We start from the raw sequence: 13,658 nt of genomic DNA, 5'->3' as shown, positions 1-13,658 counted from the left end.
GGGTGACTGATGCAAGAATCAACGGTCTTGGTCGTCGAAGACGACGATGCAATTCGGTATGGAATCGAATTGAGATTGCGAGCGATGGGGTACGCCGTCCATTCTGCGAGCGATGGCAAAGATGCAATCGAGAAGGCTGAAAGGATTCTTCCCAGTCTGATTTGCATGGATGTTCGGATGCCATTGGTCGATGGGATCACTGCGCTTCAGTGGCTCAAATCTCATCCAATCCTCCGGGACACGCCGGTGATCATTCTGTCTGCCTGCCCCACGGACCAATCGGCGGCGATGTCGGCTGGCGCTCGTTACTTCCTGGCAAAACCATTCGCTTCCGAGATGTTCGAAGCAGCTGTCAAGCAAGTGTTGAACCCCAAATCGAAAAGCCAGCTCGAGGGAGCATGCACCGGATGAAAATTCTTGTGATCGAAGATGATGCGGACTACTCGGACATCCTGATGACGTCGCTGGCCAGTTGGGGCCATTCTCCCGTGGCTGCCTTCAATTGGTTTTCTGTGATGCGCACCTTGGAATCGGATTCATTCGATTTGATCGTCACGGACATTGAGACACCCACCGGGAACGCGCTGAATGCGTTTGATTTTCTCAACCGAGAAGAGAAGGTTCGGTCGATTCCAAAAATAGTGATCACCGGACGAGAAGGGCTGGAAACCCAGAACGCGTGCTTGGCGATTGGGGCCGTGTACATCCACAAGTCCACCAGCAGCATCGCCGATCTGAAGGCAGAGCTCGATTCGCTTTCCCTGACTTCCTAACCAGGTCGGCAGAAGTCTTTCGGCATTTGGGCTGTTGCGGTAAGCGTTGTTGCTCCCACGTCCAACCGGGGCGAACGCTGGACCGCGAAATGTTTGGTGTTGGCGTTCTGATAGCGAACGCAACTTTTCTTCCGGCCTTTGTCTGTCTTCATCCCGGTAGGGATTTCAGTAGAAATAGGCCGGATCAAGCCGCCTCGGCGCCGCTCCGGCAGATCATCGAAACCGGCCAGGCAGGAGTGTTTCGGGATTTGAACCGTTTGGCGGATCGCCGTGACTGCAGCGTACCCCCGGGAAACGAGCCCCTAAAAAACTCTCCCTCCCGCCGTGGCCGATGGCCACGGCGGGAAGGAGATTGGCGACGTGGGGGCATGTCCGTCGGTGACGCTATCGCTTGCCGACGGCTACCATCTGATATCCCTAACGGGATGTGAATTCGCGCAACCCTAGTGCGTTAAACACCAAACATTTCGCGGTCCAGGCGAACGCCCAAACGGCTCACGAGATTATGCCCGGTCATTCCTGCCGACCTGCCTAAAAAAAGGTCCACAACTGCGACCGAAACAAGGTGCCGCTTTCTCCAGCGACGTAACCCGTTCGCGATTGTTGTGCAGGCGAGTCATCAATGGATGTCACGTCGAACGTGAATCGTGCGGATCGCTGGTTGAATAGGTGCCAGTTGAATCCTGCCGAAACTTCGTTGCCGCTGCCGTACTCTCCGTTCACCTGAGATGCGCGTGCAAACAGTTCGAGCGTTTGTGGAATCACGAATGCGCCGCCTTGAACGAAGAATCCATGGTCGAACAACGAGGGCAGCATGGTGCCGTTGTCGCCTTCGATGTTGCGGAGCCATCGCAGGAAGACTTCGCTGCTGAAGCTGAAGCCCCGCCGCTTGACTCCGAAGTGCGCTGAGTACAGCCAGATGTCAAAGGCGTTGACGGTCACTCCGGGGGCAATTGCATTGGGTTCGATCAGCCGAGTTCCGTCGCTCAGGCGAATGACGGTTTGTTCGGCCGCGGGATCGGCATTGCTGCTGCTTGAATTTCCGGTTTGAGTCAGCCCCTGCCCCAAGCGAATCGCCAGAGACGGGTGGTTTTCGATGTCCGAGAAACCGCGTCCGAACTCTTCCAACGGTTCCCACCAAGAGAGGGCGGAATACGCGAGTTGCGTGTCGAGCTCGGATGCTTGCAGCGAAAGTGTGTTGAAGCCGTTTCCAACCAGCACGTGGTATGAGACGTCGTCGGTCAGTTTGCCTTTGGCCCACATGCCCGCTGTGATGGATGGGCGGAAGAAAGTCGTTGCCATGGTACGGTCGGCGCCCAACGTGTACCGAGAGGTTTCCGTCCATTCCCAGGTTCCTGGCAGTTTGCCAAGTCCCAAGTGGATCGAAAGCCGATCGGACATCCGAAACGAAATCCAACCCAACAGCAACTGAATGGGATTGGACGTGACTGTGCTGTAGTCAATGTTGGAATAGAAACGCAGGTCTTCGTCGAATGCATACCCCGAAAATACCAACCGGCCTCGGTTGATGTTGAAGTCGTTCCGGTTGTTGATCTCACGCACGTTCCCCGCGGAATCAACAGACGTCGCCTCGTCGCGAGCAAACCCCGTGTAGCGAAACTGGTTGTGCAACCCAGCGGTCAGCTCAAACGGTGATGCCTCAGGGTCGCGCGGACGCCAAGTCCAACCGGAGTCGTAAACACCATCGTGCGTGGACGGATCCAGTTGGGAAGGAGGCTGGTACCGCGGTTCTTCCCATGTCGGCAGCGTCAAAGGCGCTCGATTCAATGACTCTGCTTGCAGGGCAGCGACGAGCGTTTCCAATTCGCGAATTCGCGACATGGCGTCGGACAATTCGCTCTGGCCGGCGCCCTCCGCGATTGGCTCGACAGACAATTGGGTGGAGGCTGACCCGGTGACCAGGTCGTCGGTTTCAGCTCCCGCGATGGGAGCGGCTCCCGGCCCGATGACCGTCAGTGCGAGCACTGAAAACCAGTGGATGGCGGAGTGGTGCCAACGGATACCCATCGAAATGACTTGCCCCAACAAGAAGACGTTGTCTGGGTCATCGTCTTTTCTGCTTGGAAGGGTTACATCAATCACAGAAGATTTGCGGAATTGATCCCGTGATCGACCCAGGCGATCCGTCAGCCTTCGATCACGCTGACACACATCTTCATCAAGATCTTTTGAAGCGTCGTCAGTTCTTTGGCTGTCAGCACCGACATCACATTCTTTTCCATCTTGCGAACATCTGGCTTGATCTTCTTCGTGAGTCGTTTGCCTTTTGCGGTCAACTCAATGATGACCCGAGATCGGTTGGTGGCGTCCACTTCACGCCGGATCAACTCGGCTTCCTGCATCTTGCGCATCAACCGCGAGAGATTGGAGGCGTCGATCCCGAGGTAGGTTGCGATCTCCGAGGGCGAGTTCAAACCTTTGTCCAATTTGAGAAGCAGGTTCGCTTCCATTCCGCAGAGCCCGTGGGGAGCGACCGCTTCGGCCATCGCGGATGACAAACCGCGGGAGGCGATGTGCAATCCACACGCAATTCGCTCTTGATCGCTGACCTCCATGGCGTCGCAACTTGTCAGCATCAAGGCTGGTTTGCCACCGATTTTGGGATTCGTCACTCTTGCCAACCTCCTGAACCTGTCAAAGAAAACCATGGACGATGACAAGTGTTTTGCAGGGCGAACACAAAGTCAATGGCTATTGACCAAGCAGGTGCTGCCACATTCGGACGGATTGGGTTCGCCAGCTCACCCAGTCGCTGCCCGTGCCGATTCCCTCGGACGTGACCTCGTGGTCACCGTCCGCCAAGATCTTGGCAATGATTTGTGCTTGATCGCCCATGTTCCAGTTCTCCGACGGGTTCCGGAACTCATGTCGACTCCATTGCACCAAGATTTGGCAACGGTCGTTGGGCAGTTTGGAAAGCTGTGACACCATTGGGTGCAACATTTCAAAGGCAAACGGGGAATGGCATCCAATCACGCCAATCTGGTCGCTCACCGGGAGAGTCGCCATCAACGCGAGCGTCGCGCCGAACCCGCCACTCAGGCTGGCTCGGTCGTCTCGGTTCGCGGAGATTCGGTACTCGCGGTCGATCTTCGGGAGCAATTCCTTGGCGAAGAACTCCGGATAGCCGGATGCTCCTTGCATCGGGTAGAAGCGTTTGTCGATGAACACGACGACGACGGGGCGAATGGCTTTTGAGTGAATCAACTGATCCACAATCGACGCCTGATTGCCGCTGTCCACGGCGGATTTGCCGTCATGCACAAACACGACCGGGTAGTTTTTCTCTGGGGCACCCTGTTCCGTTTCGGCGTACCCAGGTGGCAAGTAGATCGAAAGTCCAACGCTCTCTTTCAGCTCGGCACTGTCCAACTGAGTTTCGACGATCGTTCCCAGCAATTCAGAGTTCGATTCATCCACATCGACCTCCAAGTCGTCGGTGAGGCTGCCCTTGTCAAACCAAGAAAGCTCCAGCGACGAATTCGGCTTTCGGAAAATCGGTTCCATTTCGCCGGCGACCAAGCCGCTGGTGAATTGGCGGTCCGAGGTTGGGTCAATCAACGGTTGGTAGTCCGCAAAGAAGACGTACGAAAGTCGCGTTGCCTCGGGAACTTGAACCCCAAAGTAAAACAGGTCGGTACCCGCAATTCGCTGCATGGCTCGTTCTTGGCGAACACCAAACAACTCGCTCGCCACGGCAACGTCGTTGTATTTCCCTTGAAGAATGAAGTGAACGAAATCATCTTCGACCAGGGGCAGAGACTTCCCGTGCAAGTACTGATCGATCAAGGATTGTTTGTTGTCAGAGGCCTGCACGCTCTGGATGAACGCGGCGAAATCGGGGCCAAGTTTGGATTCCTCGGTGGCTGCCATTTCAGTTTGCTGACCGGGTAGGAGATCAATTCTCGCGATCGCACCGAGACTTCGCAGGTAGATGGAACGACCGGCGATCGAGGGCAGGGCCCACATCAATCCTTCCGAATCGGTGTCACCAGTCTTGAACACCTGGGTTTGAGCGGCTTCGTGAAAGCCGTCTTCCGTGACATCGCCAACATGCAACGATCCGTCCAAGGTCGCGACCACCAAGCGTCCGGCAACCGTCGCGAGGAAACCATTGCTCGGTGACCGGGTTCTCCAGACCTGATCGCCGGTCTCAGGATCCACGGCGACCAGGAAACGTGACGAGTACGAACACAGCAGCCCACCCGACATCACCGGCACGCAGTACGTGTTGCGAATGGTGCGTCCCGACCAACGCTCCGTTGCTCCGTCGGCATGTAGATTCAAACCTGTTGAGCCGTCACGGCTGTCGTTCAGAAACAGCCCGCCGCCTGGCAGCGGAACTGGCACGACTGCCGCCACCGGTTCACCCGAGGCACCACCGTGAGGCCGGGACCAAATGAGTTCTCCAGTGGCCGGGCGAATCGCAAACAACGTTGTGTTGCAGGCGACGAGAACGGTGGTTTCGCCCGCTAGTTCCATCGTCACGGCTGACTGAAAGGCGGCTTGGTCCTGTCCCGCTTTCCACACCACTTCGCCCGTCCTCGTATCGAATCCCATCACGGCACCCTCGGGCGATCCGACCGGGATGATCAGCACGTCGTCGTGAACGATGGGGGAAGTTCCAAATCCATAAAAGTTTGGCTCGACAGAATACTCCGTTTTCAAATCATGCTGCCAGACGATGCTCCCGTCCGTCAGGTCATAGGCAGCCAGAATGCCAAACGGCGAGAGATGATACGCCTGAGTGTCATCGGCAGCGGGTGTCGACACGGGACCGTCGAACGATCCGTTCGCTCCCTTCATCACTTTCCCGGTCGGCGTTTTCCAAAGCGTTTCACCTGTCACGGCCGACATGGCGACCACGTATTCTTGGTCAGCGACCACGTCCGCCATTGCTGAGACCAGACGGTCGCCCGACTTCACGACCCCCGAATACCCGCTGCCGATGGGGTGCTTCCAAACCACTTTCAGTTTCAACGGTCCCTCGGCCAGTTCTTGGTCACCGGAGGCCGCAGAACCGTCATACTGTGGTCCTCGGATCGAGGGCCAATCCTGCGCGACGCCCGGAGTTGCCAGCAACCCGAACGCGAGGAGAGCCAAGCAGCAGCAATGAGTGCGGAGTCGATCGGGGGTCATGGAATCTGCCAGTGCATCGGGCGGAGAAGGCTTGAACGCCAACGACCAGTTCCGGAATCCGGCCCAACGGTTGACATGACCAGTGTTGATGGTTCGGCAAGCGATGTCAATGCATTTTTAGTCCTCGCTGGTCCTCTGAGATCCCAGTGAGAAAATGCCCGCCCTCGGCACGTGTGCAGTGACGGTGCCCGTCCAATCCGCTGTTCGTTGCGTGAGAAGGACGCCCGACTTTTGATGGTGTATCTTCATGGGGATGGAATGGGGGGCAACGGCACCTCAGTGCGTCGGGCTCCAGTTCCTTGTCTCCGCAATCCATCCGTCTCCTTGCTCCTTTGCTTTCTCGCGATCAACCATGCTCCACTTCAATCGCTCCCGGCTCCTTCTTCGCTTCTGCTTTGCGATCTTTGTTAGCTCGACGGTTCCCGTGTTCCTGGTAGCCGATGCACCCGTCTCCTCTGGCCAAACGCAGTCTGCCGAGACGGTTTCGAACACACCGGCTGGCCAACTCGAAACGCATCTTGGTACCAAACCTTCCAGCGGGGACTTTCACGGGTTCACTCAACAAGAGTTTGAGCTGGATGGGGTGGCTTGCAAATTGGTCAGCCCCACCACGCCTGCTCCCATGGCACCATGGATTTGGCGAGCTCGTTTCTGGGGGCACGAACCTCAGTTGGATGTCGCGTTGCTGAACCAGGGTTGGCATGTCTGCTTCTGCGACATCGCCGATCTGTTTGGGAACGAAACGGCCGTCCAACGCTGGGATCAGTTTTATGATCTGAGCCAGCAGATTGGTTTGCACCCCCAACCGCTGTTGGAAGGGATGAGTCGCGGCGGGCTGATCGTGATGCGTTGGGCATCCGCTCATCCAAACCAGGTCTGCGGCATCTATGTCGACAACGCGGTGATGGACGTCCGCTCTTGGCCGGGCGGCAAAGGATCGGGCGTCGGGGCTCCCCGAGCGTGGAAGACATGCCTGGATGCGTATCAGATGACGGAAGAACAAACGGAGACGATCGACGACGGACCGCTGCATCGTTTGGATGGAATTGCCAAAGCCGGCGTGCCCATTTTCGCCATGATCAACGAAGCTGACAACGTCGTTCCGCCCAGTGAGAACAGCGACGTGTTGGTCAAACGTTACCGTGAACTCGGCGGCACGATCCAGGAAATGCGTCGTCCCGGACTGGGGCATCACCCGCACTCGTTGAAGGACCCAGCTCCGCTCGTGAAGTTCGCGGTCGAAGCCATCGCAAAGCAGTGAAGTTCATGACCGGACAGCCTCGAACTCGGTTCTGCTTCGTCAACGATTCTTCTGACCCAATGTGAAGTTCGTTTTCTTCTGGTCTGTCTTTCAATGTGGATCCATGATTTCCTGCGACCCGATCCGAATGGCACCGATGGTGTTGGTCGCGTCGCCACGACCATTCGTGCGGGCGTGCCAACGATCCTCAATACTCGCCTGGAAGCTGTCGGTCATCTCGCAACAACAGGTTCAAAAACACACCCTGGTCGACGGTGTCGGAGAGCGTTCTCGACGAGCCGTCGCACAGCCCAATGTGCACGGAACTGGAGTGAAAGCTAAACGGCTGGCTCTTGTTGGTGTGATTGATGGATCGATAGGTTCCACAAGTATCGATCGTGGCCTCCCACGCTGAGGTCTTGGTGCAGTCGGTTGCCATGTCGGGGACATTGGGGTTGGCAGAGGTTGATTTACCACGGTTTGAATTGGAAGTGTCCGCCAGCAAGTTGTCTGCCAGGTAGGCTCGCATTTTGACGCCGTCGCCGCCCCCTGCCCAAGTGATGCTGGGGCCACCGGTCACGGCTGCTAACTTGCCTTGCACGAACAGTTCTTGCGAACCAATGCACTCGTAGTACATCAGCGTATGAGAAAGCCCGTCGAGGATGCTTGCCCCTCGCCCGCCTTTGTTGTTCGGATCGCGATTGCGAGATCCAGATGCCGGTGTCATTGCCGTGCTGAATTGCATCTGTGGTTCCCCGTCGCGATAGTAGAGCGGGTGGCCTTCCGGGCGAAGCGCTGGAATCCGCGGGGTGGTGTAGTCGGCGACGCCCATGGACAGTCCGTCGCTGTCAAGAATTGTCCCGGATCCGGTCCGGCTGGGGCATTGAAAGACGGACAGCTGCGTCGCGGCGGCTTCGATCAATTGGTCCTTGTTGCTCCAGTCCGTTGACAGGCTGCCGTTGTAGCCCCACTTGTACTCGGCCGCCGATGGATCGTCGAAATTGGGGTGCTTGGCCGAGTTGAATGTGTCGGCAAGATCTCGTTGCTCGACGAACGGCAAGATTCGCCACAGCGACCCGGTTCGAGAGTACGGGTAGTGCTTGAACGTGTGTTCAAACATGGTCATGCCGAGCACAATCTGCTTGACGTTGTTTTTGCACTGAGTCCGACGTGCCGCTTCCCGAGCAGCCTGCACAGCGGGCAAAAGCAGGCCCACCAAAACGCCGATGATGGCGATCACCACCAGCAGCTCAACCAAAGTGAACCCCGGTTTTTTCCGCTTCGAGAGGCTCGAAAGGGGCGCCAAATGAATGGGCGAATCAGTCATCTTCAATACCATTGCTTCGTACGGGAGGCTCTGAGAAATCTTCGCCACGCAAAAGGTGGCTGGATGTCTGGCTGGCTGTACAAAGTTAGCTGGCTTGACGTAGACGCTACTGAGAGTCAATCGCAATAGCTCGGCAGAGTTTAGCTTTGAAGGATGAAGGCGTCAACTTGCAGCGCTGGTTTCGAGCGACGAGTTTCCAGATTGCGTGCTGTCTCAGCTCCACGGGCTCATGCCCGTGGCAACAACATGTCGTCCCTTGGGGACTGATTCGGATCGTCGTGCCAAGCACGAACCCACGAACCCAACAGCCACAACGTGGCGACAGGCTGTAGCCATCGGCGCCAGCCGATGGAAACCTCGAACGCCACAGCCACGAAGTGGCGACAGGTTGTAGCCATCGGCGTCAGCCGATGGAAACCGGCAAAGAATGAATCCATCGAGTCCTGAAGGGACGGCAGGTCGCCCGCATGATCCAAGCACCTGTCACCCCTTCGGGGTTTTCTGGTTGCGTGCTGTCTCAGCTCCACGGGCTCATGCCCGTGGCGACAACCTGTCGTCCCGTTGGGACTGGAACGGATCGTCGTGCTGAGCAAAAAACCTCGAACGCCACAGCCACGAAGTGGCGACACGATGTAGCCATCGGCGTCAGCCGATGGAAACCGGCAAAGAACGAATCCATCGAGTCCTGAAGGGACGGCAGGTCGCCCGCATGATCCAAGCACCTGCCACCCCTTCGGGATTTTCTGGTTGCATGCTCTCTCAGCTCCACGGGCTCATGCCCGTGGCGACAACCTGTCGTCCCGTTGGGACTGGAACGGATCGTCGTGCTGAGCAAAAACGCTCGAACGCCACAGCCACGAAGTGGCGACAGGTTGTTGCCATCGGCGTCAGCCGATGGAAACCGGCAAAGAACGAATCCATCGAGTCCTGAAGGGACGGCAGGTCGCCCGCATGATCCAAGCACCTGCCACCCCTTCGGGATTTTCTGGTTGCGTGCTGTCTCAGCTCCACGGGCTCATGCCCGTGGCGACAACCTGTCGTCCCGTTGGGACTGGAACGGATCGTCGTGCTGAGCAAAAACGCTCGAACGCCACAGCCACGAAGTGGCGACAGGTTGTAGCCATCGGCGTCAGCCGATGGAAACTTTCTTGCCGATGTACTGGATCACGGAAGCCAGGCCTGTGTGAAATTTGCCTTCGAGCACTTCACGTTCGGTTTCCTGCAACAGAATGGTTTCCAGTCCAACCAGTTCTCTCTCGACCTTGCCGCAGGTCAGCAGCAGGTCCGGATCACCGGGCCCGCCGGTGCCGCGACCACGTTGGTTCTCTGAATACGCTTCCAGAATCAGGATGCCGCCGGGCTTCATTGTTTGCGTTAACAACGGGTATAGCTGCGCTCGAATCAAGCTCGGCAGATGCGCGTAGATCGAGACAACGCCGCCATAAACGTTTTGCTCTGGTGCAAAGTCTTGCAAGTCCGCGACTTCGGTCGTGATGACCACGTTTCTGTCGGCAGCCAACTTGGCGGCTTTGGCAAGCCCCACGCTGGAATTATCGACCGCGTGAACCCGCAAGCCCTTGGAGGCCAGGTGCACGGCGTTGCGGCCCTCGCCTTCGGCTATCGAAAGCACCGGATCCAACAACCGCTCTGCGTGCTGTTTGAGAAACGAGTTTGCTTCCGTGCCGTAAGCAAATTCCGGTGCGGAATAGCGAGCGTTCCAGTCAGGTGGTGACAACGTGTTGCTCCTCGAGTGAGTGGCTGAGCCGCCGCGGCTTTCCAAGCCGAACTTGACGGATCCGCATTCATGTAATACTGTAAGTTGCATGAAACGAGATGGCAAGCTATCCGGCGTCCTGCACATTTTGTTGCACATGGCGGAGCTGGACGAACCGGTGACTTCGGACGATTTGTCGAAGATCATGGACACGAATCCTGTGGTGGTGCGTCGCCTGATGGCGGGGCTTCGCGAGCAGCAGTACGTGCAAAGCGTCAAGGGCCACGGAGGTGGTTGGACTTTAGCGTGCGAGCTGGTCGATCTCACCTTGCTGGACATCTACGAGGCGGTGGGCAGCCCGGGGTTGCTGGCGATGGGCAATCGCACGGAAGCTCCGGGATGTTTGGTGGAGCAATCCGTGAACGCCGCACTGGGCAAGACGTTTGACGAAGCCGAGCAACTGCTGCACCGGCGGTTGGGGGAAGTCACGCTCGCCTCGCTGAGCGCCGATTGCCACCAACGTCTCGAAGCGAAAGGCATTTCCCTCAAAGCCAAACGGAACAGACATGGGCTCCAAAGCTGATTTTCTCGAAGCGGCATTTCACGCCCCGGAAGCGGTCGCGAAATACGTGGATTCGCCACCGATCGCCGTTCCGGGGTTCGCGGACATGCAGCGGATGGCAGCGTTGTTGCTGGCCGAGCAGGTGCAGAGCCATAGCCGTCTCTTGATCGTTGGAGCCGGCGGTGGACTCGAGTTGAAAGTGTTCGCCGAAGCGGAACCGAGCTGGGAATTTGATGGCGTGGACCCATCCCCGGCAATGCTGCAACTTGCCGAGCAAACGCTGGGGCCGCTTGCCTCGCGAGTCAGGCTACACGAGGGCAAGGTCGATGCTGCGCCGGAGGGTCCGTTTGACGCGGCCACGTGCATTTTGACCATGCATTTTGCAGACCTGGAAGAGCGAAAACAGATGTTGACCGCCATTCGTCAGCGGCTCAAGCCACAAGCACCGTTCATCGTGGTGCACCTGAGTTTTCCGCAATCCGAGGGTGCACGCGAGCGGTGGCTTTCCCGGTACGCAGCCTACATGGTTCGCCCCACCGTTGATGCCGAAAAGGCATCGCAGATCCGAAAGGCAGTGGAGGCCAATCTCACCATTCTCGACCCCCAGCGAGACGAAGCGTTGTTGCAAGAGGCGGGGTTCACGAACGTTGAGCTGTTTTACGCCGGGTTCGCTTTCCGAGGCTGGGTGTCTTACGCATAAAAGCACGTCCGCAGGAGACCGGTTTTTTGTAGTGGACGACGCAAGGAGTCCCCGTCACCTCGTCCACTACTTAAAAACAGTGTGTGCGTCAAAGGACCAACGGCGTTCTCGTGAAAACATGGGGGCCGTATTTCAGTCGAACCAGTTGACTGGCAAACTGGCAAATCACCGGTGCACGCGGATACGTTTTGAAAACTGGCGCTGCCTTGTGGTCTGGGCTTTCGGTACTCTGGGGAACGATCGGCGTCCTGTCTTGTTCGGTCAATCCCCTGAAACCCCGAGTCCTGCATCGTGTTCTTTCAACCGAAAGCGAACCTGCCCGTTTCCGCGAAGTCACGGATTGAATTTTGCTTGCAGCAGATCGCTGAATGTGTTGGCTGGGAACGCTTCTCACTCCCTGTGGTGAGTCGCAAAGCGATCTTCGACCTCTATGAAGTCGAACGGAATCCGCAACACGTGATCGCGTTTGTCGGAAAACACCTCGGGCATGATGTCAATGGAATCCAGGTTCGCAATGCCCTCCCGCAAGCTCAGAGTGCAGGCGGTGGCTGTTGCGGTGGTGGGTCTTGCGATGGTCCCAGCGGACTGGCTGGTCGCTATGAACCGTCGGACCGCAGCGTCATGCTGGATCAGACGATCGACAGCGATCCGGCGATGGGGCTTGCCACGCTGATCAATGCCGTCGTCTGCGATTTGCTTTCGCAAAACAACTTTGCCGGAGCTCATTTGCCTGAACAAGTCGACCTTGCCGTCGTCGGGACGGGACTGGGCATGATTCGCAACGGCATCAGTCTGGTTGCCAAGCACCCCGTTCACTGGGATTCGACGCAGTGGGACGTTTTCCCGCGACCTTTTCTCGACGGCCAATCACTTGCCTATGCCAACGCAATCGCAGCCTGGGCGCGTGACGACGCGGCTTCCGAGTGGATGAACGATTTACCTAGCGACGTCAAAAGACCGACGCGGAAATCGTTTAAGTTCCTGCGGAAGACAAACGATTCCTTCTTTCAACCACGAACAAAACAGTTTCTGTTGACGCAGTCCCAAAGCGAATGGTGGAAACTGGCAACCGATTCATCGACGTCGAATCAGGTGATCGCGATTCGACACTTGAATTCGGATGGCGAGCTAGACACTCAGCAAGAGGCCTTGTTGAGAGACAAACTGGGGTCGGCAAACGTTGCGATCACCTTGAATGCGATCTCAGCGATTGAACGGATGGCGTCCCAGCAACCAGCGATTGCCAGCGAGTCCATGGTTCGTGAACTTCGTTCTCTGACGGATCATCGCAACGACGAAGTCTGTGCAAAAAGCATGTGCGTTCTGGCAAAGCTAGGCGGGCTGGATGAAGCGACGGTGGAGACGGCAGCAACGATGCTGGAAGCCCACCCAAAGCACCTCACTTTCGCCGGCCTGTATGCTTTGTGCATGCAGGATTCTGTTCCGGAGGAGGTCGTGCCGGCGCTGGACCGATGTTTCGTTCGCGTGTTGCGAGCGTGTGACTATGAGCTCATCGATTTGATCGCCACAGCGTACCGGCGCTGGCTTGATGATCCTCAATCGCACATGGAGGAATTGTTCCAGAACAGCCCCGAGCATCTGCCCATTGCAATGGAAACGCTGCAGAAGGTCTCTGAACCCCGCATGCCACTGCGTCGAGGAGCGTGACGAATCATTCGCTCTTCGCAACTGCGTGGGAGCAGCACTGAGGCTCTGGCGGAGAGCCAACTCATAGAGTGCTGAAGTGGCGATCGGTCGCTCGCGAAGTTCAAACACCTGTCACCCCGTTCGGGGTTTCCTGCTTGCCTGTTGTCTCGGCTCCACGGGCTCATGCCCGTGGCGACAACCTATCGTCCCGTTGGGACTGGTACGGATGGTCGTGCCGAGCAAAATCACACGAACGCAACAGCCACGAAGTGGCGACAGGATGTAGCCATCGGCGTCAGCCGATGGGAACCTGGAACGCAATAGCCACAAAGTGGCGACAGGTTGTAGCCATCGGCGTCAGCCGATGGAAACCGAATGAAAAATACCCCCGACAGGATTCGACCAGGGCCGAATTTCTCGGGGAAAAGTAGGCTCTGCGGCAAAGTCGGGACAGAAAGCGGGACAGGTTGAAAAGCCTCCTCGAGCTTTGACCTGGCTCCTTCATCGGCGGCATGCCCGCCCATCAATTGCCGGC

At 57.3% G+C, this 13,658-nt stretch carries 11 protein-coding genes; 6 read left to right on the top strand and 5 right to left on the bottom strand.

The window, feature by feature from the left end:
• Window positions 1-9 precede the first annotated feature (9 nt).
• Both UH5x_RS07755 and UH5x_RS07750 read left to right on the top strand, forming a co-directional pair.
• Window positions 10-411 (top strand): response regulator, encoded by a 402-nt coding sequence (locus UH5x_RS07755; RefSeq protein WP_047814259.1) that lies wholly within the window; start codon window positions 10-12, stop codon window positions 409-411.
• The gene (locus UH5x_RS07750) at window positions 408-773 is read left to right on the top strand and encodes a response regulator (protein ID WP_482635308.1); all 366 of its coding nucleotides are present in this window, start codon (window positions 408-410) and stop codon (window positions 771-773) included. The genes UH5x_RS07755 and UH5x_RS07750 overlap by 4 nt, the downstream gene beginning before the upstream one ends.
• A 531-nt stretch (window positions 774-1,304) precedes the next feature.
• On the opposite strand, the gene UH5x_RS07745 is transcribed toward UH5x_RS07750, so the two are convergent.
• From UH5x_RS07745 to UH5x_RS07735, 3 genes are all read right to left on the bottom strand, one after another.
• Entirely contained in the window at window positions 1,305-2,876 is a 1,572-nt protein-coding gene (locus UH5x_RS07745) for a porin (protein WP_482635307.1), read from the bottom strand.
• A 44-nt stretch (window positions 2,877-2,920) separates the two neighbouring features.
• Window positions 2,921-3,406 carry a MarR family winged helix-turn-helix transcriptional regulator gene (locus UH5x_RS07740; protein WP_482635306.1) on the bottom strand — a complete coding sequence of 162 codons (486 nt, stop codon included), beginning with the start codon at window positions 3,404-3,406 and terminating at the stop codon, window positions 2,921-2,923.
• A gap of 79 nt (window positions 3,407-3,485) precedes the next feature.
• Window positions 3,486-5,975, bottom strand: a complete 2,490-nt coding sequence (locus UH5x_RS07735) for an outer membrane protein assembly factor BamB family protein (RefSeq protein WP_482635305.1) — start codon at window positions 5,973-5,975, stop codon at window positions 3,486-3,488.
• Window positions 5,976-6,357: 382 nt separating this feature from the next.
• Between UH5x_RS07735 and UH5x_RS07730 the strand changes: the two genes are divergently transcribed.
• Window positions 6,358-7,194 carry an alpha/beta fold hydrolase gene (locus UH5x_RS07730; RefSeq protein WP_482635304.1) on the top strand — a complete coding sequence of 279 codons (837 nt, stop codon included), beginning with the start codon at window positions 6,358-6,360 and terminating at the stop codon, window positions 7,192-7,194.
• A 187-nt stretch (window positions 7,195-7,381) separates the two neighbouring features.
• On the opposite strand, the gene UH5x_RS07725 is transcribed toward UH5x_RS07730, so the two are convergent.
• Together UH5x_RS07725 and UH5x_RS07720 are read right to left on the bottom strand one after the other, a co-directional pair.
• Window positions 7,382-8,500, bottom strand: a complete 1,119-nt coding sequence (locus UH5x_RS07725; RefSeq protein ID WP_047814291.1) for a DUF1559 domain-containing protein — start codon at window positions 8,498-8,500, stop codon at window positions 7,382-7,384.
• Between the two features lie 1,129 nt (window positions 8,501-9,629).
• Window positions 9,630-10,235 carry a class I SAM-dependent methyltransferase gene (locus UH5x_RS07720; RefSeq protein WP_482635303.1) on the bottom strand — a complete coding sequence of 202 codons (606 nt, stop codon included), beginning with the start codon at window positions 10,233-10,235 and terminating at the stop codon, window positions 9,630-9,632.
• 88 nt (window positions 10,236-10,323) lie between these two features.
• Here UH5x_RS07720 and UH5x_RS07715 point away from each other — a divergent pair, with 88 nt between their 5' ends.
• From UH5x_RS07715 to UH5x_RS07705, 3 genes are all read left to right on the top strand, one after another.
• Entirely contained in the window at window positions 10,324-10,797 is a 474-nt protein-coding gene (locus UH5x_RS07715; RefSeq protein ID WP_482635302.1) for an Rrf2 family transcriptional regulator, read from the top strand.
• Window positions 10,781-11,476 (top strand): class I SAM-dependent methyltransferase, encoded by a 696-nt coding sequence (locus tag UH5x_RS07710; RefSeq protein ID WP_482635301.1) that lies wholly within the window; start codon window positions 10,781-10,783, stop codon window positions 11,474-11,476. The genes UH5x_RS07715 and UH5x_RS07710 overlap by 17 nt, the downstream gene beginning before the upstream one ends.
• A gap of 291 nt (window positions 11,477-11,767) precedes the next feature.
• The gene (locus tag UH5x_RS07705) at window positions 11,768-13,144 is read left to right on the top strand and encodes a hypothetical protein (RefSeq protein ID WP_482635300.1); all 1,377 of its coding nucleotides are present in this window, start codon (window positions 11,768-11,770) and stop codon (window positions 13,142-13,144) included.
• Window positions 13,145-13,658: the final 514 nt, after the last annotated feature.

The sequence above is a fragment of the Rhodopirellula sp. UH5 genome (assembly GCF_056839225.1).
Note: the sequence above shows the minus strand (reverse complement) of the source record. Positions and strands in the feature narration are given on the sequence as shown.

Excerpts from the sequence above, each read along its gene's own strand:
- UH5x_RS07755 (WP_047814259.1), top strand. The coding sequence starts at position 10 with ATGCAAGAATCAACGGTCTTGGTCGTCGAAGACGACGATGCAATTCGG.
- UH5x_RS07750 (WP_482635308.1), top strand. The coding sequence starts at position 408 with ATGAAAATTCTTGTGATCGAAGATGATGCGGACTACTCGGACATCCTG.
- UH5x_RS07725 (WP_047814291.1), bottom strand. The coding sequence starts at position 8,500 with ATGACTGATTCGCCCATTCATTTGGCGCCCCTTTCGAGCCTCTCGAAG.
- UH5x_RS07715 (WP_482635302.1), top strand. The coding sequence starts at position 10,324 with ATGAAACGAGATGGCAAGCTATCCGGCGTCCTGCACATTTTGTTGCAC.
- UH5x_RS07710 (WP_482635301.1), top strand. The coding sequence starts at position 10,781 with ATGGGCTCCAAAGCTGATTTTCTCGAAGCGGCATTTCACGCCCCGGAA.